At 55.3% G+C, this 20280-nt stretch carries 13 protein-coding genes; 1 reads left to right on the forward strand and 12 read right to left on the reverse strand.

Features of this window, described 5'->3' with window-relative positions; translation table 11 throughout:
• Positions 1-41 precede the first annotated feature (41 nt).
• The 10 genes from AC5DDB_RS06700 to AC5DDB_RS06745 all read right to left on the reverse strand — a co-directional run bounded on the left by AC5DDB_RS06700 (position 42) and on the right by AC5DDB_RS06745 (position 16372).
• A complete protein-coding gene (locus AC5DDB_RS06700) occupies positions 42-380 on the reverse strand; it encodes an RNA polymerase subunit sigma (RefSeq protein ID WP_491738920.1) in 339 nt (112 codons plus the stop codon).
• Positions 381-592: 212 nt separating this feature from the next.
• Positions 593-1642, reverse strand: coding sequence for a DUF3891 family protein (locus tag AC5DDB_RS06705; RefSeq protein ID WP_491738921.1), 1050 nt, complete (start codon positions 1640-1642; stop codon positions 593-595).
• Positions 1643-1696: 54 nt separating this feature from the next.
• Positions 1697-2401 (reverse strand): hypothetical protein, encoded by a 705-nt coding sequence (locus AC5DDB_RS06710; RefSeq protein WP_491738922.1) that lies wholly within the window; start codon positions 2399-2401, stop codon positions 1697-1699.
• 54 nt (positions 2402-2455) lie between these two features.
• Positions 2456-5968 (reverse strand): DUF7133 domain-containing protein, encoded by a 3513-nt coding sequence (locus tag AC5DDB_RS06715; protein ID WP_491738923.1) that lies wholly within the window; start codon positions 5966-5968, stop codon positions 2456-2458.
• Positions 5969-6065: 97 nt separating this feature from the next.
• Positions 6066-7538, reverse strand: coding sequence for a hypothetical protein (locus AC5DDB_RS06720; protein ID WP_491738924.1), 1473 nt, complete (start codon positions 7536-7538; stop codon positions 6066-6068).
• Between the two features lie 29 nt (positions 7539-7567).
• A complete protein-coding gene (locus tag AC5DDB_RS06725) occupies positions 7568-10018 on the reverse strand; it encodes an ABC transporter substrate-binding protein (RefSeq protein WP_491738925.1) in 2451 nt (816 codons plus the stop codon).
• Between the two features lie 94 nt (positions 10019-10112).
• Entirely contained in the window at positions 10113-13538 is a 3426-nt protein-coding gene (locus AC5DDB_RS06730) for an ATP-binding protein (RefSeq protein ID WP_491738926.1), read from the reverse strand.
• Positions 13525-14154: a DUF4194 domain-containing protein gene (locus AC5DDB_RS06735; RefSeq protein ID WP_491738927.1), complete on the reverse strand. Its 630-nt coding sequence runs from the start codon at positions 14152-14154 to the stop codon at positions 13525-13527. The genes AC5DDB_RS06730 and AC5DDB_RS06735 overlap by 14 nt, the downstream gene beginning before the upstream one ends.
• Positions 14154-15608: a DUF3375 family protein gene (locus AC5DDB_RS06740; RefSeq protein WP_491738928.1), complete on the reverse strand. Its 1455-nt coding sequence runs from the start codon at positions 15606-15608 to the stop codon at positions 14154-14156. Before AC5DDB_RS06740 ends, AC5DDB_RS06735 begins: the two co-directional genes overlap by 1 nt.
• A 74-nt stretch (positions 15609-15682) precedes the next feature.
• Positions 15683-16372 carry an ABC transporter ATP-binding protein gene (locus AC5DDB_RS06745; protein ID WP_491738929.1) on the reverse strand — a complete coding sequence of 230 codons (690 nt, stop codon included), beginning with the start codon at positions 16370-16372 and terminating at the stop codon, positions 15683-15685.
• A gap of 123 nt (positions 16373-16495) precedes the next feature.
• Here AC5DDB_RS06745 and AC5DDB_RS06750 point away from each other — a divergent pair, with 123 nt between their 5' ends.
• On the forward strand, positions 16496-18256 hold the full coding sequence (locus tag AC5DDB_RS06750) for a DUF885 domain-containing protein (protein WP_491738930.1): 1761 nt from the start codon (positions 16496-16498) through the stop codon (positions 18254-18256).
• Positions 18257-18301: 45 nt separating this feature from the next.
• Here AC5DDB_RS06750 and AC5DDB_RS06755 read toward each other — a convergent pair whose 3' ends face one another.
• Both AC5DDB_RS06755 and AC5DDB_RS06760 read right to left on the reverse strand, forming a co-directional pair.
• The gene (locus AC5DDB_RS06755) at positions 18302-19732 is read right to left on the reverse strand and encodes an HTTM domain-containing protein (RefSeq protein ID WP_491738931.1); all 1431 of its coding nucleotides are present in this window, start codon (positions 19730-19732) and stop codon (positions 18302-18304) included.
• Positions 19714-20262 carry a hypothetical protein gene (locus tag AC5DDB_RS06760; protein WP_491738932.1) on the reverse strand — a complete coding sequence of 183 codons (549 nt, stop codon included), beginning with the start codon at positions 20260-20262 and terminating at the stop codon, positions 19714-19716. Before AC5DDB_RS06760 ends, AC5DDB_RS06755 begins: the two co-directional genes overlap by 19 nt.
• Between the last annotated feature and the right edge of the window lie 18 nt (positions 20263-20280).

Below are 20280 nucleotides of genomic sequence, written 5' to 3' on the forward strand. Positions count from 1 at the left end.
GATCAAGGTCCGCGTGACGGCCCTCGGGGAACAACCGCCGATTACTTCTTCTTCGCTTTTTTGCCGGTGGACTTCTTGCCGGTGGTCTTTTTCTTCGCGGTTTTCTTTGCGGTTGTGGATTTCTTGGGGGTAGCCGCTTTCTTGGCACTAGCGGCTTTTTTCGTGCTCGCTGATTTCTTTGGGCTGGCGGATTTGGCCTTTGCTTTCGGGGCCGCCTTTTTCGAATCGTTAGCTTTCTTCTTGGTCGACTTTTTCGCGGTGGTTTTCTTCTTCGACTTCTTGGCAGTCGACTTGGTCTTCGGTTTCTCGCCGCCGAAAATCCGATCCCAGCCTTCAGAAAATTCAGGATTCGCGCCAACGCGAATAATTGGTCCACTCATGATGCTTCCTCGTGTTGCTTAAAAACTCGGTGCAAGTCGCAATGTTGTTCGGCAGGATGACGAGTCAAGAAACTCTCAATGACATCCCGCGAAATCGTAGGTGAAAAGCCCACTCAATTGCGAGCCGGATTGTTTTCGACTTGCGAAACCTTGTCAAGCGGGGAACCGCGTTTGGTTGGACTTCGACGCGAAAAACTCATTGTTCGGCCAAGCTACCACCGCACAAGTTGCCATTCGAGCTGTTCGACGGACGTTTTCCGAAGCACATCGCGGATTTCTTGACTGGTATAGCGGTCCGCACGGATCCGTCGAGCCGAAACCGAAACGGGGAGTGAATCACCTTCGAAGGGATACGGCGAAAACGCAAACTCGAATTCACGCAGCGGGGTCATATGGAACGAGTTGCCATCCGGCAGCGACAGTTCCGTTGTTTTCTTCAGACTGCCCATGCAAAGTAGCAAACTGAGCCGGTCGAAGATTTGCAGCCAACGGAATCCCACGTCTTCGATCTCGCTTCGCCACTCGTCATGTCCGAGTTCTTCACGCCAACGGTGTTGCCATTCGAGTTGGCGATTTCGGAACTTCGTTGCGGCGGACAACTCGGCTGGATCGTCTTTGCGGTGTTCCATGGCCGATTCCGCGAGAGCCGTAAAATGTCGACTCACCCACAATCCGCCCCAGAGAGAACCTTGGTCGAGACTATGCGTTTGGCGATACGCTTTCGCCCGCCGTCCCAAGACCACACGTTCGATCAGACCAGCTTCCCGCATGAGTCCAATTGTTCGGAACACCGTCGCACGAGAAACCCGTCTCGCATCATCCCGCATTGGAAGACATTCGAGGATCGATTCTTCATCGAATGCCTCATGCGTTGAAAAAACCTCTTCTGCAACGATGGTGCGTTCATGCGTCATTCGCATGCCACGACCTTGCAAATACTGCTCGAATTCCTGCAATGCGGGCACCATCGACTGCCGACCGGATCGGCAAATCGAGATGCTTTTTTCCCAGATACGCGTCGACACTTCCATCGGCATTTCGGTGAAGTTGAGCGGGCGACCGGTCGCTTCATCGACAGTGGGTGACTGTTCCCAGTCCAACCAGCCCTCATCGTGATCACGAACTGCGGGAATGAGTTCGACCGGTTCCGGCAGACGGGGAACTTGCGAGTTTCCCCACGAACTTGCCAAGGTCTCGGCCAACCGGGCGTGGTCAATTTGTGAAATCAACAACCATTCGGAACCACAATCACGTCGTATCATGCCGCATCCGTTTCCTGCCAGAACCGTTTTGCGGAAATCGGCCTCTCACGGCTGTCACCCGAGCGTTTCTGGGAGCAGAAATTTCACTTCGCATTCGGGGCAACGCGCTTTGCGCCCTTTCATTTGTTCGAACATCGACTCAGGAAGTTTCAACGGAAATCCGCACCGCGGACACGCGATGAGTAAAATCCGACCGGCGGGTTTCGAGTCGGACGTTTTCGGCGTCGGCTTGGGCGTTGAGGCCTTTGCACCAGCAGTTGCTTTGGGATTGGCCGCTGTCGAACGAGGTTCTTTCGTCGATGCCTTCGTTGGTACTTTAGGCGTCAGCACAGGGCCTTTCGGGATGACTTTCTCCTGAACGGGTTTCTTGGTATCGGTGGTTTGCTCTGCTTCTTTCTTGGCGACTAATTGCAATGCCGCCTTTGCTCGCCAGGCGGCCGGCATTGCCCATTCTGCCGGATACCCATACTTCTCGCGGAGCAGGGCCACAATCGTCGCCGCTTGATGCTCCGTTCCCGATCGTCCTCCCGAGGGATGTTCCGGCACGGCGGCAAGCGTGGGGGTATCGTCTTCGTCCGCAATGCTCGGTAGGGGACGACTGGCTGGAGGATTTTTCGTCGCAGTTGCAACGTGATCTTCCGGCCGACGCTCTAAGGCCTTACCGGCTCGTTGAGCGGCTTCAGTTGCGAGAGTCGTCGAATAGCCGTACTTCTGAACGAGCAGCTGTTCGATTTTTTGAGTGTCGCCAGAAGTTGCCATCGTACGAGAACCGTTCAGGTGTTCGTGGAAAGTCGTCGACCGTTCGCAATCCGTTTACTTAGTCCGTTGTTCCAAGAGATATCCTATCAGATCATTGAGATCCGCAGGAGTCAATGTTTCCTCCCAGTTACTGGGCATTAAGGAAAGTTGCGACCGCACGCGTTCCAGTATCTCGGATTCCGCGACGGTGAACTCCTTGCCCTTGTTATCGGCAAAAATGAGCGTTGAATCCTCTGCACGGCGGAATAAACCAGTGCGAACTTGCCCTGATTCCAGGGCCAGCGTTTCACTACGGAAGGCGGCATCGACGTTGCGATTCGGATCGAGAATGTCTTCCAGAATCCGACCCACACCACGAATTCCGACACCATCCAATTGCGGACCGATCAACGCCCCTTCCTGACCGATTCGGTGACAGGCTGCACAGTTCTTTTTGAAAATCTCGGCCCCGTGTCTGATATCCGGCGAGGCACTTTGGAAACCGCGTGTCCGTTCTGCGATGACTCCGGCGAGTCGTTCGTCTTCCGGAGCAACACGTTCAGTCAGTGTTTCTAATCGCTTCGTCCACTCGGGATTGTTGCGGGCCACGATTTTCTGCCGAACTTCCGGCCGCACTAACAGCCGAGGCGAAGCCCGTCCGTCGGCAATCAGGTCCAAGAGTGTCTCGGTACCGGCGGCATCTGCTGTGAGTGATTCGGCAAGTTCCCGTTGTTCCGAGCTGGACGCTAATTGCATTGACCGGGACAGCAATTTCTTCACCGCATCAGGAGCGGGTTGAACGTCGTCGGCGATCGGGAACTGGTCGAGGATCTCACTGCGGATTTCGTCGGTAGTCTGTGGACTTTCGACGATCGCCAGCAGGGTTGACCAGCGGGCATCCGGACGCAACGCCAGTTGAACGCGAGCCGCTCGGGTTCGCTCCACGGTCGCCCGGGATGTGTCGTGAAGAATCGTTTTGGCTTCGGGCAACAGTTCTTGAAGACGAAATCGTTGGGTTAACTCAGCCACAGAAACGGCGGCTCCGGCCCCTGTCGGGTTCAGCGACTCCACTGAAAACCGTCCGACCGCCAACCACGCGTAAGCCGCTGCGTTATCACCATCAACGATTTCCAGATAAACCGGTTTTCCCTGCGACTTCGGCAATGTCCACGTGACTTTCTGAGCGGTATCGTTACGCGGAGGAAACGCTTTCGCCAGGACGGCATCTGTCTGGGCATCACGCAGCTGCACGAAGTTTTTCTCATGAGCTTTTTGACTAGGATGCCCATGATGCCCCGCTACAAAGAACTCGAACAACGCGGGCATTGGGAACACATCCGAAATCACACGACCGGTGTATTGTTCCCCCAACGGAAAACTACTCAACAGCGTCGCCTGTTGACCATCGGCGGATGGACGCTGCCCCAACGGCCAACTCGATTGCCCGTCTGTCGGCGGAAGTTGTCGCCAGGTTATTCGCGGCGGCTGTTGCAACGCTGACTTGGCCAATTCCAACCCCCAGCCACGCAACCGACCATCCGCCTCACGCCCCGAATTCCGCAACCCATTGTGCATTGCGATCAGTTGCTCGTACTGTTTGTCGGGCGAACCTGCAAACCGCTGTTGAATTACCGGCTGCAAACTTGTCAGCGTTTCGAGCGTGCCGTGTCGCGCGATGTGCTGAAGCGCAGCTGTCAAATCAAGTTTTGACTCCTCAGCCTCTCGCAAGTTCTTAGCAATCAATCGTGTTGCTGGTTCCGTTGGCACGGCGAGACACAACTCGGCGAGCGTGGAATCGTCGTCTGTCATCGGCTGTTGGGCCAATGCAATGCAGATCGCATCTGTCCGGAGCTGATTTCGCAAGGCAATCCGCAACGTGTGTACCAAATGCGTGTCATCGGGATTGGCTTGAGATAATGCCGACTGAAGCCCCTCGACGTTAGCCAGGTCCGGACGACGTCCCAGTGTTTCCGCGGCCGCTCTGCGAACTTGTGGATTGTCGTCAGACAACACCCGTCCGCATAATTCGCTCCGCACCGCAGTCGGCAAGACGTCTCGCTCGCCGCAAATCCGCATGATGTGCGTCCGCACGATCGGTGAGGCATCATCCATCAATCGCGATTGGATCTCGGGGGTCAATCCATCGAGACGAAATAAAATCCACGCCGCGTGTGCCCGCTGCACCGGTGACTCCGCAGTGAGAACATGTTCTTGCACGAACGCTACCGTGTCATCAGCGTGGTGGTCGACGATCAGATTCGTTGCGAGCATGCGTTGGACCAGGTTCGCACCGGCCAACTCGTCCCAAAGCTCAGGGAGCGATTTCTTCGTCAAATCGACGTTTTGCGTGACCGACGACGAATCGCTTCCCGTGTACACGATTCGCCAAACGCGGCCATGTGTACGGTCTCGACGAGGGTTATTCAGCGGCACTTCGTAATGCCCGATGATCGCGTTGTAGAAGTCAGCCACGTACAACGCACCGTCCGGCCCCACTTGGCAATCCACCGGGCGGAACCACGGGTCATCGCAGGTGATGAAATCGGGTTGTGTGTCGACTTCGGGCGTCGATCCGTGCCACTTCAACTTGTCGCGGTGGACTCGTCCCGTTACCGGATTGCACAGAAACAGATTTTGCCGATAGTCTTCGGGGAAATGATCCGCCGCATAAAACGCCGGTCCACAAATGCCAGTCGAACCGTGATTGTGGTTGATCATATCCGGCCCAAAACCCAGGCCATCATGCGGTTTGCCAAAGCTGGAATAGTATGCGCCTCGAATCAACTGCGTGAGCGGTTTCGAGTGGCAATCGGCGGTGTAGATGTTGCCGAATTCGTCGAAGGTGAGACCGAACGGGTTCACTTGCCCCCAAGTCCACTGCTCGAATCGCGAGCCATCTTCGCGAAACCGGTACGTGTTGCCGGAATTCATTTCGGTCACACGGCCTTCGCCGTCGGTAATTTTCGACGTATTCCGAAACCCATGGCAACCATAAATCCAACCATCGATCCAGCGTGTGAAACTATTCGCCATCCCATGCGTGTCGACGTTCCCAAACTGCCCGTAGAGTTTCTTCCGTGCGTCGGCTTGAAGGTTATGATCCGCGTCTGGACAAAACCAAATGTTCGGAATGCTAAATAGAATTGCACCGTCATCGACGGGCACATTCCCGATTGGAATGTTAAGTTCGGTAACAAAATCTCGCGACTCCGCTGGGGTTCCGTCGGCACCGATTTCGAAAAAGATTGTCAGGCGATCACGTGGCGGCGGTGTTCCGGGTTTGCCAAAGCGGGCGTCACGTGGCTCGACCCCAGGCGTTTCGACAGGGTAGGGGTATTCTACCGAATGCGTCACCCATAATCGGCCAGCCGCATCGAAGTTGAGATTCATCGGCTGCCCGATCGTCGGTTCACTCGCGACAAGTTGAATCTCAAAACCGGGCGGCAAATGAAATTTCGCACGTTGTTCTGCAGGCGTCAGCGGATCCGTCGGTGCGATCAACTCCGGCGACTGCGCAATGGCCAACCGCGTCAGACTCAGACCAACTCCAACCAGGAAAAACAACCGACGAAAAAAACGCGAATTCATGAAGATACTCTCCGGCGCGATGAAAGAATCAAGCACCGAGAATAACAAATCGCGTCCCGCTTCACACCGCCGTCAATCGACCGGTGCGTTCAAATTGCTAAGGTCGCAACCCGCCAATTTCTTCTTCGAACTCTCTAATCTTCTGCGGATCGAGATAGCGATCGATCAACAAGCTAATTTCGTCGCATTGCGATTGGATTTTGCGGACGGCCACGTTGTTCTTCTGCTTGCGAGCACGTTCCAATCGCGGCAGGCGAATTTGCGTGAGGTCGCTTTGCAAGTCGGCCCGGGTGGGAAGTTCCTTCAGCGTCTTCAACTCGCGATCAACGCCCTTCCAATTGTTCGCCTTGGCCAGCGCTCGTGCTCGGATCGTGGCAGCGGCTCGTCGTGCAACGACATCGACCAACCGACTTTTGAGTTGATCGATATCACCTTCGACCTCCAACCGCACGCCATCGTCCGGCAGATCGACGGTGGCAAATTCTTCAAGTCCGGGAGCGTAGGGAAGTTTCGCCAGGAGTTGTTGACCGCTCTTGATGTAAATCCACACAATCTGTGATGCTTGATAGACGGGGATTTCAACGACGCCATTTCGATCGGTAAACAGATCGCCCAGCTTTGTTTCCGGTTCGTCGGCTAACCGAGCGGACGTCGCGATGGTCACATCGTGGGCGGCTAACCGGCGATCCGGGTTTCGTCGCAGTCGAAGTTGCAACTCCGATTTCGGGAACAACGGCTTGACCGCCAATCCAAACGTGCGAACACGTTTGCTCTGCGCACTTCCGAGCGGCACCCGAATTCCCGAGACGAAGTGACTCATCCCGCGGCCACGTTCGACGTTATCTACGACCAGATAAGTCCAAGGCAAGAACTGATTCTTCCGCAACGAACCATCACGGTTCCGGTATTGAATGAATGGCAGAATCACATCGTCTGCATGAACTTGGGCGTGCAATGGATCAGCGTCGGCATCATTGAAGAGGTTCACCGGTGCAAAGGCTCCCGCTTTCAAGGTGAAAGCCACGGAGCGTGTGCCCAAATCCACGTCACCCAATTCGACAATCGGACGGAACACGTCACCCAGAAGATCATAAACGACCGATGGACATGCCGTCGGATCGCGAACCGATGCCGTTGCGAGCGGCCCCAGCGTTTGGGACAACGCATCCCACTCGCGGACGCAGACTTCCCAGCCCGCGTTCGCCGGTGCAATGCCTACGAGGAATCGCTTCGCGAACATATCTTCGTCAACAGCGTCCTCCATCGACATCACCGCCGCCGGACTAAGCCGCTGCAAACCCGAACGATTTGCCAACGTTGGCAAGTTCCTACTAGAGACATCCGCCGACCACGCCGCTCCCACGTTTTCGTCGAGCCGCGTTTGAAGTTCCGCAAGGATCTGTGCAGACACCGATGGAGCCAAATCACGCGATGCTGCAAAAAACACATCGATCTGAGCGGTGTAAGGCGTGCATTCAAGGCGGTCATTATCCGCACCGACCACCGGCCGCGCAGCACAAAACGCCATCAAACCTAGGAATGAAACCAGCGTCTGCGAGATTTTCAGCATGGAGTTTTGTTTCGAGGGTTTTGAAGTCATCAATCGGGCCAAGCGGCCGGAAGTTTACGGCGGACAGTCCATTGTTCGATGTTCTGGTACGGCGTGACAGGCTCGGCAGCGAAGCCTTGCACGTCGCGACGGAAGGTCAGAAATTCGTCGATTTCCCATAATGGAATCAGTTGCACTTCCGATTGCAACAACCGATGCATCCGTCGCAAACGCCCCAAAGCCGTTTGGCGATCGGAGACGGTATCGAGTTCCAAAAACTCGCGACGCAACCAGTCGGGAAGATGCTTCAATGACGACACGCGAACGTGATCATCGAGGGTTACGAACGGCCACAGTTCCGTTAACGGGTCGGCCATGCTCGCGGTGCGGTAGACGATGTCCCAATCGAGCGAGTCCTTACGAACGGGTTTCGTGGGGTCGTCGATCAATTCAATTTCGATTCCCGTCCGTTTCCAGTCGGCCACCAACAATTCGGCGGCTTTGCGGATGTTCGGGTCGGGTTCGCAGAGCATTCTGAGTTTGGGCAGTTCTTCTTTCATCGCTTTCTTGGCGGCCAACCGAAGTGCCACCGCCAGCGTGAGGTCTTGCGTCCGCGGATCGACCAACGAATTGTAAGCCGCATGGCTCGAAGGAAATGGAGCCGAGACCACCCGTCCATGTTCAGCCGTATCGCCCGTGAGGAACACATCACGCAGGATCTGCGGCCGTCCGATCGCGTAGGCCAACGCTCGGCGAAGTTCACGTCGACGAAGTGGTTCACTCAGCGGATTGAACTGCAATACATGCGTTACCGGCAATGCCATCGGAACAACCACAAAGTCGCTGGTGGCATTGAGCCGATTCAAATCTTGATGTCGAGTGGGTGCGAGCAAAGACAATTGCCCGCGGACCAAATCACGGACGGCTTCGTTTTCGTCTTCGTATTTCGTCTCCACGATTTCCGCCAAACGATACGCGTCGGCCGGCAAATCCGTCTGCGGAACTGCGCGTTGGTAACGCACCATATCGGCGGTCCGTTCGACTTCCACGAACCGCCGAGCGATAAACTCGCGTTCGTTGTCGATGGAACTTGCAGGAAGTGGAAAGTGAAACAACGACTCGATCCGTAGCGGAACCCGGGCCAACGCGATTTCGAATTCCAACGGCGAGCGGACGCGAATCGAGTCGACATAGTCCGCGAGTCGTTCATCATATGCCGCCGAAAGGGGATTAAGTCGACGACCGATGGCGTCGGCCAACCGCGGCGCGGTCACTGCTTCCCGACTCTCCCACGATGCCATTTGCGGACGCAACCGAAACGCGATCCGTCGTCCCAAGTCCGTCGGTTCCCATTCCTCGAAGAACCGTGTGCGGTACTGCGGTTGCTCTTGAAATCGGCCGATCTCGAACAGCGTGAGGCGGGAAAGATAGTTCACGCGACGGTCGGCTTGCGTGGGAAGGAAGTAGTGTGGCGACTCGCCTGGAAGTTGCCGAACGCCGACAGACAGTCGTTGCCAACGCGATTGCAAGTTGCTGTACAACGCCGGCAAACCTGGCGTGCGTGGCCAAATCTGCGCGGCCTCTTCCGCGAGCGTGACGGCTGCGGAAAAATCACCGGATTTCTGCTTCTCTTCGATTGCAGGAAACTTTTCGAGCGTTTGCCGTTCGAGATCTGCTTCCCACTGTTTCACCACCGGATGTTCCGAATTCAGTCGATGCAACCGCCCTACGTAATGACGAGCCTTGCGGAAGTTCTGTTCGTCGACAGCAGACTTGACCAGACTCTCGGTTGCCTCACCGAGTTGCTCTTTCAGGTTCGGGAACCGAGGGTCGCGGTCGAACAACTCTTCCAAATAGACCAACGCCAACTCCGGTTCGCCGGCTTCATACTTTAACTTGGCTTCCAACAAAAGCACGCCATCATGCCGTCGCTGCAAGCCCGTCCAATTCGGATCACGTCGATCAAGATGCGCCAGCAAATTGTACGCGTCTTTGCTGTTTTTCTCCTCGATCAAGCGGTCAATGCGTCGCAGCACGAGATCTTCGTGATGGATGATTTCTTGGATGTGTCGCGGGTGCAAACGAAACTCCGGATCTTCACCGCCATCCGGCAGGATGATCGTCACATACTCGAGTTCCTCTAACCGTTTAGCACGGTCGGCCCGTTCCTCTTTGCTGCGGACTCGCTCCTGTTTGATCTTTTCCTGCTGGCGTTTCAACTCCTCGATCGTATCCGGTCGCGGATAAATCGGTTCCGACACGATGACCTCATCGGTCTGCAGTCGCACCCAATCTTGCGGCGATTCCGAAAGAAACTCAGCCGCCGTCGGCAATTTCATCTCGCTGTAACGCGGCAGTTTCTCTTCGTCTTCCTCGTCGTCAGCAGTTTTCTCGTTTTCGCCGTCGGCGTTTGTCGCGGGCGGTGAGTCATCCTGAGCGGCCAAGAAACCGCCCGGAATGGAAAATGTCAGAAAAAATAACGGAAGCCAGAACAGACGCATGCGAAGTTCCCGCAGAATGGAAGACTGGTTATGGCTATCGTATCGCCCCTGTAGACCAGACCTCAAGTGTGCGTCGCATGATCGGCAAGATGGTTTATCGAGGGCGACGCCGCAACCGTTCGATGGCGGATGGCGTTGCGGGTTCGCTCGAGTCACGTTGCACTTGGGAATTGAATTCGGTAGCCGTCATTGCGTGAATTCGCGAGTGACTCGACTCGTCCTTCGTGACCAAGAAATAACGACTCACGAATCCATCTGTTACGCGAGCCTTGGCATCGAGCGGAGCGACGATGAGAAGTTGCAAGCCAAACCGCTCGAACAGATTCAACGCATACTGTGAATACCTGTCGTCCACTTTGGAGAACATTTCGTCGACCACCACGAAGTGGAACCGATCGCTAGTTTTCGCCGACGGATCGATGTTGTACTGATACGCGATCGAGGCCACCAAAATCGTAAAGGCAAGTTTGGCTTTCTCACCGCCCGATTGACCGGTGCTGTCTTCGTAGTAGCTTCGCTCCGCGCCAGATTCCGTCTCAATTTCTCGTGCAGCAAAATCGAACCAACGACGAACATCGATCACTTTGTTCCGCCAACGGTCTTCCTCACGTAAGCGGGAAATCAATTCCTTGATCTTCAAAAACCGGCGTTCGTTGGCGTCCGCATCGTTATCAAAGGCATCCGTCAAACAGGCGGCGAGAGTCTGTTGGAATTCCACGATTTCCGGATCACGGACACTCCGCATCTCCAATTGCATATGTGTGCCGGCGCGGTATTCCAACTCGCGAAGAGATTGATTTAGCAAACTGATTTTGCTCTCGATCGACGAGCGTTCCAGCTGCAAACTCGCGCTGAGTTGACTGATCTCGCGAGTCACTTTGTCGTTGAGTCGGCCACGGAAGCGTTCCTCATGCCGCGGCAAATCTTCCTCGCGAATCGATGTCAGCAAATCGACGAACCGATCCAAATACCTGGCCGACGGTTGCAAATCGGCCCGTTCCTGCGGGAACTTGGCGAGATAACGAGCCATCATCCGCACTAATTCGTCATGGATCGGTTCGAGTTCCTCTTGCAGTTCCTGCTGGTTAGCCAACTGAAGTTTCTGCACCTCGTCGCGACGATCGAAGAAGTTCTCCACGGTCAACGGATCGGCTTCGACTTCCTCGGCGAGGTGAGCCAGAGCCGTTCGAGAAACGGATGATTCGTCTTGCGACTTGAGCCGACGACGCGCGTTCCCGATCAGTTGATCGGCTTGACGCCGTTCCAGCGACAACTCGCCTTCCCGCACGTTCAACGAATCGCGTTGCTGCGTGAGCGATTGTTCCCGGTCTTCCAGTTCTTGCAGCCGGTCTCGCAACAATCGCACTTCATGACTGCCGCTTTCGAGCGACTCGCGTTCGGCTTCCAACTTCGCGATCGCATCGTCGTGTGACGTCGGATCGATGGACTGAAAATCGGGAATGTTCGCCAACTCGGCGAGAGCCGCCAACGTCAAACGATCACTCGTCCGTTGCGATTCGATGTCCGCGATTTGACGGTTCAAGTCGTGCTCTTGCGAAACGAGTCGATCGAGACTGCCCGTCAACGATGTTCGCTTCTCGCGGTTGTCCCAACCGAGCACAAAGCGTTGCCGATCGACGGACCAGTTGCGGTCGTCTTTGGAATGGCGGACCGATCCGGATTTGATGTGCCGATCCTGCGTGACGGCCAATCCGGTTGTCGCTTGGAATTCGTCGATGGAGTCGCAGCAGCGGTAATCGAAGCGGCTCTTCAGTTCGGCTTTCAACCACGGTGAAAGAGCATGGCCATCGCGGAATTGGAGTTTGCGAATCAGCGATTTCGCGTGGGGCACCCGTTCGGCGTTCATGTCACGCGTGGGATTGACTCGCAGATAAACCAATCGTTGCCCGGCTCCGGCCGAGTTAATGAGCCGATTCTGATTAATGTATGTGCTCACCGTGCGATACAGCCGATCGGGCACCAGCAGACTCAATGCAAAACTTCGTAGCACAAGTTCGATGCTAGCTTCCCAACCTGATTCGTCTTCATCGACACGCATCAACTCGCCCGCGAAACGAAGTTCGTCAACCGGCAGGCCAAGATCGTCGCAGATGCGTTGTCGAAGTTCGACCAGACCGATCGGCAAATTCTCTCGCCGACTTTCCATCCCCGAGAGTTCGGTTTGCATCTCGGACATTTGGCGACGAATGCCGGCCCGTTCGAGCACCAGCCGTTCGTACTCGGCATTCGATTGCGACAACTGGCGTTCGGTCTCAGATTTGAGCTCGGGAAGTTGTTGTCGAATATCACTCCATTGCTGGGCATCGGTAATCGGTTCGACCACGCCGATCCGCTGCAGGGACTCTTGGAACTTTTGATTCGCTTCCCGAACCCGATCGGCTTGCAGTCGATGCGAACGCACGAGAAACGGGATCTCACGCAGTCGGTCACTGCCGGCATTTTCGATTTGATTGTGCAATCGCCGGGCATCGTCTTGCACATCACGAATCGACTGCGCCAACTTGGTCTTCTGCGTTTGGAGCGATTCGAGTTCTCGCTGACGGTCACTCGCGGCCGGTTCGAAGATCTCGATCGTCTTCTGAAGGAAGAAGAAATCCGAAGCGTCGATCATCTCCTGCAAGTCGTGAAGTTGCTGCGTGTGTCGCCGCCACTTCGCACCTTGTTCTTCGATCGGTTCCAACAATTCCGCTTGTTGCCGAACACGCAGCAAACTTTGGTGCGTTTGATCGAGCAGGTCATAGTGTGTGAGCAGTTTATCGATCTCTTCGCCATGCAACGACGGTTCGAGCATGTGGTTGCGGATGAAATCGTTCAGACGTTCGATGTCTTTGACAGCGACCGTTTGGTTAAACGTGTCCATCGCCTTCGGTTGGATGCCGGTCGCTTTTTGAAACCACCGCTGGTACTCGTTGAAATTCCGCGTCGTGCGAAATCCGCGTTCTTGCAACTGCAACGGCAATTTCTTTCCGCTCGATTTCAAGCCGGAGCAATCTTGGGTGATCGAGCGTTCCTCCTCGCTAAAACAGTAGACCTTGTCAACTCGCCCTTCGGCATTTAGGTGCATGACCTGAGCAATGGTGATGGTTCGATCGGATTGCTCGTTGCGAAAGCATGCCAGCAGCACGGAGTAGTGTTTGCCGTCGGGCCGGAGGAATTGCACGTCGCTGCGACCGTCTTCGCTCCGGCTACGGCGATCGAATGCGCCTCGAATGTAAGTGCGTTCGTCGCGTTCGCGTTTCTTCGCACCTGCGGCGACGTTGTAATTCCGAACCGCGGGACGCACCAACAACGTCAGCAGGGCATCGACCAGCGTCGATTTCCCGGAACCGTTCGCACCGATTAACAAGCCCGTCTGCCCATCGGGTTCAATGCGGTAAACCAAGCCGCGACTGCTCGGGGAGGCACTGTCGAACGTCCCCCAGTTCGTGAGTTCAAGGTGGTGCAATCGAAACCCGACCTGTGTGCCGACCGGTGGTGTGACGTCTTTAGTCTTCATCATGATCGTGTTCGATTTCCTTCTGATCTTGAACTGCGAGCAAGCGCGCTTTCAGTTTTTCGAGTTCCGCCACGGACAATCGGGCCTTGAGAATCCGCCGAATTTCCCATTCGTTCGCATCCTTATCCAGGCGGCGAATGAACTTGAGGTCTTCCAACCGCGACAACGATGTTTCGAGCGACCGTGACAACCGCACTTCGTCCGCTTCATGCGTAGAAAACGACTTCCAGATTTCGAACAGTCGATCCGTTGAAATCAGGCAACGATCGCCGTCCAAGTCTTCGATTTCCAACCGGCGTAATTCGTCCCGGAGAATGACACACAGCAGCGTGGCATCGTAACTGAGTCGCGTTCGCCGAAAGAGTTTCGGCAGGTTCTCGTAACCCGACGGGAGTTCGCCGTCATCTTCCGCTTCCCATTGTCGCACGAACGCGAAACCCTCGGCCTCATTCACAACCAACCGCAGTCCCAAGGCAATGAGATAATTCTGCAGCGGCGTTTGAAAGCGGAGTAGGGCGTCCCAGGCGGGCAGGTCGTCGTGATACACTGGCCCCTGCAATAGTTTCGCGGCAGCCAAGTTCCAATCACGGTACGCGGGGAGTTCGATTTCCGGGTGCATTAAACTCCCTTTTGGTCAACGAAGGTCACTTCCGGTAATGTGATCCGCACGGGACGATCGATTTCCGGCAACTGAATGACAACGTCTTCGGAACGCTCCGAAGCGATCGTGTGCCCATCATCGTTTGCAATTTGCAGGTATGCCAACACATCCAACACGCCACCGGTGGGGGGATGTTCGATCAACAAATCGGCCAATGTGGTTGGTCCGTCTTCGTGTACGGTTTTGCGGATCGTTTCCCGCATCGAAGCAAAGTCGATACGTTGCATCCGCGTGAATGATTCGAATTGCTGCTGCACGGCTTGGGTGTCGAGTACGGAATCGACCAGGTCCACCGCTTCGAACGTCGGCGGCGGAGTCCAAAATGTGCGACTTGTCGGTGAGTTCAGCGGAATCGTTTCATCGATTTCCAGGTAGAAATCGTCTTTAAGCGACTCAGATTTCAACTCGACAACCAACCCTTTGATCTCTTGCAACAACTCGGTGAGTTGCTGATGTTCGCGACCACGACGTTGATCAAGCAATCGCCGCAAACTGGCAGACAATCGGCGTTCGGTTTGCATGACCTGGTTCGCCTCGGCCAACAACACTGGCACAATATGTCGCAAGGTTTCGACGTTGTCTTTCTCGTCCGCCAAACCTGGTACGCGTTCCAACTGCTGGACTAAAGACCGTAAGCGTTCCTGTTGGTCCGGCGATTGAATCAGCCGAAAAAACGCGAAGAAACTCGCGCCATGCTCGTTTTCTCGCAGGGAATCTTCGGCGGCGAGGGCGTCTTCGAGAATGCCACTACGCGAGCCCCAGCCCTGGATTTGCCGTTGTTGGACATCGCGGGCAATTTCGCGGAACCGCTCCTCAACCACGCGAAAATCCCGTTGAAGTTCCTTGAACACATTGACTGCCCAACTAAACTGCTCGCGAATCCGGTTTTCCGACCATTCGACGGGTTGACCGGCGGTCTTGAGAAACCGAATTTGTTCGTCGATGCGGTCTCGCTCGGCTTCCAAATGCTGAATGTGAACCGTCGGATCGGGCGACGAACCAACGACCAATTCTTCCAAGGTCTCGACGATATGCGTCAACCGTGTTTCCGGTCCGACGAAATTTCCGCCCGTTTCTAGCGTGCGTTCGAGGAACTCGAACACGGCTTCGGTGACTGGCGTGAGTTGATAGAACGGTTCGGAGCGGTCGAAATCTAGCGTCCGTCGCAACCAGCGTTTTTCGTTCGAGCACCAATCGGCCAGGTAGGTCTCGGCCTTGTCGGCGAAGGCATCCGGGATAGACTCCTGAAAACTTCGCAGGCCCGCGATCAACTCGGAATGCGGAATCACAATCCGACTTTCGCTCCGAAATTGATCGAACAAGAACTGCAGCACATACGGCGCATTCTGAGCGCGGAGCAGACGGACTGCCGGGGAGGTTTCAAAATGCTCGATCAATTGCTCCAGCCGCATGGTCTCCCATTATACGGCTTTTCGTCACAAGTCGAGCGACAAAAACTGAACAAATGAACAAAAACGCGACGATTCTAGGCTGTTTCGACTGGTTTTTCCGCTTCTGTATCAATTTCGCCGTCACGAACGCGGAGCACATTGTCGCCGTCTTCGATATAGCGTTGATCGTGAGTCACCACGACGACGGTCGCTTGTTTGTCTCGGTGAAGTTTCCGCAGGTAGCCGAAAATCTCCGCTCCGGTTTGGCTGTCGAGTTCGCCGGTCGGTTCATCGGCGAGCACGATTTGCGGGTCTTTCAGCAAGGCCCGGGCAATCGCGACACGTTGCTGTTCGCCGCCAGAGAGCTGATTCGGTGTGTGATCGAGTCGATGTCCCAGCCCGACTTGCTCCAATAAATCCTGAGCCCGACGCCGGAGATCCGCAGAAATGCCCCCGGGCAAGAACGGCATGAGCACGTTCTCGACTGCGTCCATCGTTTTCATCAGGTTGAAACTCTGAAAAATAAACCCGACTTCCGTGCGACGGTACTCGTCACGTTCGGCAGGTGTCATCTCAGAGAGCAATCGGCCCCGGACGCGAATGTCGCCAGAAGTTGGTTCGTCGAGCGCTCCGAGCAGATACAACAATGTGCTCTTCCCGCTGCCGGACGGTCCCACGATAAACGTGAACGATCCGGCTTCGATCTCGCAACTCAATCCGCGGAGGGCCGGAACCTCGGTATCGCCGCGATGATGAACTCGTGTGACGTTGCAAACTTCGATCATGAGGGGGTTCGCCTTCCGGTTCGATCCGGCATCTTTTTTGAAAGTCACATTCGCGACGTGCTGACCGTTGCAGTATCCTAGTCTGCAGATCCATTCCGTTCCACTCGAGACGAGACGACCACTGTGCTGAAAATCAAATTCGTGATGATGGCGATTTGCGGCATGCTGTTGCACGCCGGCATCAGCTTTGCGGATGATCCTGCCGAAACCAGCAAACTGCACGCACTCTTCGAGGAAACTTGGGAACGCACGCTGCGTGAGTTTCCTACGTTCGCCTCCGACCTGGGCGACCTGCGATACAACGATCAATGGCGAGACGTTTCGCTAGAGTCGCTTGAAGAGTACCACAAGTACGAAGTCTCGGTTCTCGAACGACTAAAAACGATCGACCCGAGTAAGCTCTCAGCCGACGATCGCATCAATTATCGGTTGTTCCGACGCGAATACCAAGACAGCGTGGACGCGTGGCCGTATCGCTGGCATCTTGTGCCGCTCACACAACGTGAGGGCATCCAGGACGCAGGTTCAACCGCCGATGCTCTCCGCTTCGAAACCGTCAAGGACTACGAAGACTGGATCGCCCGGATGAATGCCATGTTGTCTTACATGGACCAAACCATCCTGCTAATGCGTCGCGGGATCGAGCTAAAAATCGTACATGCTCGGATCGTGATGGAGCGTGTGCCCAACCAGATCGAACGGCAAATCGTGGATGATCCGACGAAAAGCCTGTTCTACAAACCATTCCGCAAATTTCCGGATTCGATCCCGCCCGCCGAACAACAACGACTTCGCACGCAAGCCCAGGCAGCGATCCGTACTGCTGTCGTTCCGGCTTATGAAAAGATGCTGACGTTCTTCAACGATGAATATCTCCCGGCATGTTTCGACCGCGTGGGAGTTTGGCAGATCCCCCAAGGACAAGAGTTCTACGCTCAACGTGCTCGACAGTTCACGACCACCGAACTGACGCCGCAAGAGATTCATGATATCGGTTTGAGTGAGGTGAAACGGATTCGTGGGGAGATGGAAAGGATCGTTAAGGAAGTCGGTTGGAAGGGCACGTTTGCGGAATTCCTGACGCATCTCCGCACGGACGAGAAGTTTTACACCGATTCCCCAAACGAATTGTTGGAAGCCTACCAAGCGGTGTGTCGCCGCATCGATCCGGAGTTGCCGAAGCTGTTCAAAAATTTGCCGCGAATCCCTTACGGAATCGAAGCGATCCCGGCTCATATCGCTCCCGATACGACAACTGCGTATTACCGACCGCCATCGGCCGATGGTCGTCGACCGGGCACGTATTTTGTGAACCTCTACAAACCCGAAGTACGACCGACCTACGAAATGGAAGCCCTTTCGCTGCACGAAGCGGTGCCGGGGCATCACTTGCAGATTGCACTCGCCATGGAACGCGGTGCGTTGCCGGAGTTTCGTCGATACGGTGGGTATACGGCGTTCGTCGAAGGTTGGGCGTTGTACGGGGAGAAGTTGGGTTACGAGATGGGACTCTACCAAGACCCATACTCACGGTTCGGCCAACTCACTTATGAAATGTGGCGGGCGATTCGGTTGGTGGTCGACACTGGTATGCACTCGCTGAAATGGAGTCGCCAAGACGCGATCGATCTCTTCAAAGAAAACACTGCGAAGACGGAACTCGATATCGTCAATGAAGTCGACCGTTACATCGCCTGGCCCGGTCAGGCGTTGGCGTACAAGATCGGCGAACTGCGGATCAGCGAACTTCGCAAAAGAGCAGAGAAAACGCTCGGCGACGATTTCGACGTCCGTGAATTCCACGACGTCGTCCTCCGTAACGGAGCCGTCACTCTCGACGTGTTGGAACAGAACGTCAACGCGTGGTTAGAAGAGCAAAAGTAGCGACCAACAGGGCTCGCATGGCGGACCCGACTTCTGGAACATTGCTTATTGGGGAACGAGTTCGAAAGGAATCTCGCGGATCAGTTCCGGGGCGGTGTATTGTTCGCGAACAGTGAAGCGAATGAGATACCGCCCAGGCCGAAAATCGTCTTCCATCTTGAATCCAATACTGCTGTAGGCGTGAGTGGAATCAATTTGCCGGGAGTAATGGGCGGCGATGGTTTCATCGGGAGTTTTCCCATCATCGGCAGGCGGGACGAGTTTCCAGTCGAGAATAAACTGCGGATGCGGTTGGGCAAATCGCACCATGATCGTCACAACTTCGCCGATCGTGAATGTGGTCTCATCGCCGAACACATGACGATGCCCCAACCGGTGACCGACTTCCACGCGGTGCACGTAATCGGCGTAATCCGGTTCGAAGGCGTCGATCATCGTGATCGCATCATCCGCACTGATCTCCACGAACTCGCTGGGTTCCGATCCACTAAAAACGCCATACCGATCATGCGTTTTGTGCCAATAGAATCCCCACGCTACGCCACTACCGACGACAATTAAATAAGCGACGAGACTAACGGCGGTCACACGCAGGGTCCGCGGTGCGGACCATTCCCATGCAGCGTGGTCCATCCGTTTCCAACGCCACCACCTCAAATCTCGTTCATCCACGAACGCTAGCAACGCGACCATCATCAAGGGCGAGAAGATCTCTAGGTGCATTGTCGCCCAAAGGGACGCGTGGAACAGAACCCCGCAGCACAACATCACCCGCCGCATGCAGGGAATCCAAATGAGCACCGGAAACAGCACTTCGTAGACGACGGTCAGCAAACTGCCAACGATCAGGAGTTGCGGATGAGTTGCAATCCAATGCCCGAAGTACGTGCCGCCATAAGCATCATCGAGGAGCGAAAACTCCAGTAGATCGCCGGTGGCAAAATCCGGGAGCCGAATTTTGGTGATCGCTGCCCCCCAGTACACACTACACACAAGTAGTTGCATCAATCGGCGTGGCCAAACCGGCGAGAGCGGCACGGCCGATGTATGCCGTCGTCGAAACCACGCATCAACCGACCACACCGCACCAGATTGCGTGAACGCAAGCAAAATCAGCAAATGGGTGCTGATGGCCGTGTACTTCGTGAGCGTCGAAATCGCATCTTGAAACGCAAAACCAAGGACCAGAAACCCAGAAAGTGCCAGATTCAACCGCGTCCACCAACCGATCAAGACGGCTACGAGTGAAACCAACATCAAGCTGTGTAGCATCACCGTATTCGATGCTGACAGGGTGATTTCCGGAAATCCCGGAAACCGTGTGACATTCCCCGCGACGGAATACAGTTCCACCGCAAACGGCCACTTCCCAAAGAATTCCCAAAGCCAGACGGTTGCAAGTCCGATCCGCATCAACGCATAGGAACGTGGACTTTCCACCGCGAATAGGAAATTCGTCACGGACGAGGCAGCCATTCCAACTCCCCGTTCGGACCGACCGCGGATTCATCGACGATCCGCCACGATTTTCGTCGTGGGTTCTCGGTGTTGTAAGCGGCCTCGTAGAGATCATCTGGCAAATTGAACCGCACCGGCCAGAATTGTTCGATCAAGAACACATAGCTCGGAGGATCGTCGACGGCGATCGGCAAACCTCGAAACTCCGTCAATGCCACTTCAGCAGCTTGACGTAGGGCATTGTCGTTACGAGGAAGATCGAGCCGACTATGGGTGCGTTGGCTCCCGCGACGGAACTGCTCATGCCGAGTCGGCAAGATCTGGAAGTACCGCCCGCTTTCGGTCTCGACGAGAGCCACACGCCTCGCGGACCACGCCGGATAATTTGGGAACATATCCCAAGTGAACAGGTAAGCCACCGGCCCACCAACCGCGTCTCCTACAGCATGTCGACCGAAAAACCACAGCGTCACCGTGGCGTACAGCATCACGGCCGTCACGATCAGAAAGCAACGTGAGATTCGGAGTATCCGCGAGAATCCATTCACGGCGTTTCGTTCTTTATC

The organism is Thalassoroseus sp., assembly GCF_984380535.1.

Bases quoted from the DNA above. Each gene is read 5' to 3' on its own strand.
- AC5DDB_RS06740 (WP_491738928.1), bottom strand. From the start codon at position 15,608: ATGCGGCTGGAGCAATTGATCGAGCATTTTGAAACCTCCCCGGCAGTC.
- AC5DDB_RS06715 (WP_491738923.1), bottom strand. From the start codon at position 5,968: ATGAATTCGCGTTTTTTTCGTCGGTTGTTTTTCCTGGTTGGAGTTGGT.
- AC5DDB_RS06725 (WP_491738925.1), bottom strand. From the start codon at position 10,018: ATGCGTCTGTTCTGGCTTCCGTTATTTTTTCTGACATTTTCCATTCCG.
- AC5DDB_RS06755 (WP_491738931.1), bottom strand. From the start codon at position 19,732: ATGGCTGCCTCGTCCGTGACGAATTTCCTATTCGCGGTGGAAAGTCCA.
- AC5DDB_RS06710 (WP_491738922.1), bottom strand. From the start codon at position 2,401: ATGGCAACTTCTGGCGACACTCAAAAAATCGAACAGCTGCTCGTTCAG.
- AC5DDB_RS06705 (WP_491738921.1), bottom strand. From the start codon at position 1,642: ATGATACGACGTGATTGTGGTTCCGAATGGTTGTTGATTTCACAAATT.
- AC5DDB_RS06735 (WP_491738927.1), bottom strand. From the start codon at position 14,154: ATGCACCCGGAAATCGAACTCCCCGCGTACCGTGATTGGAACTTGGCT.
- AC5DDB_RS06730 (WP_491738926.1), bottom strand. From the start codon at position 13,538: ATGATGAAGACTAAAGACGTCACACCACCGGTCGGCACACAGGTCGGG.
- AC5DDB_RS06700 (WP_491738920.1), bottom strand. From the start codon at position 380: ATGAGTGGACCAATTATTCGCGTTGGCGCGAATCCTGAATTTTCTGAA.
- AC5DDB_RS06720 (WP_491738924.1), bottom strand. From the start codon at position 7,538: ATGCTGAAAATCTCGCAGACGCTGGTTTCATTCCTAGGTTTGATGGCG.
- AC5DDB_RS06745 (WP_491738929.1), bottom strand. From the start codon at position 16,372: ATGATCGAAGTTTGCAACGTCACACGAGTTCATCATCGCGGCGATACC.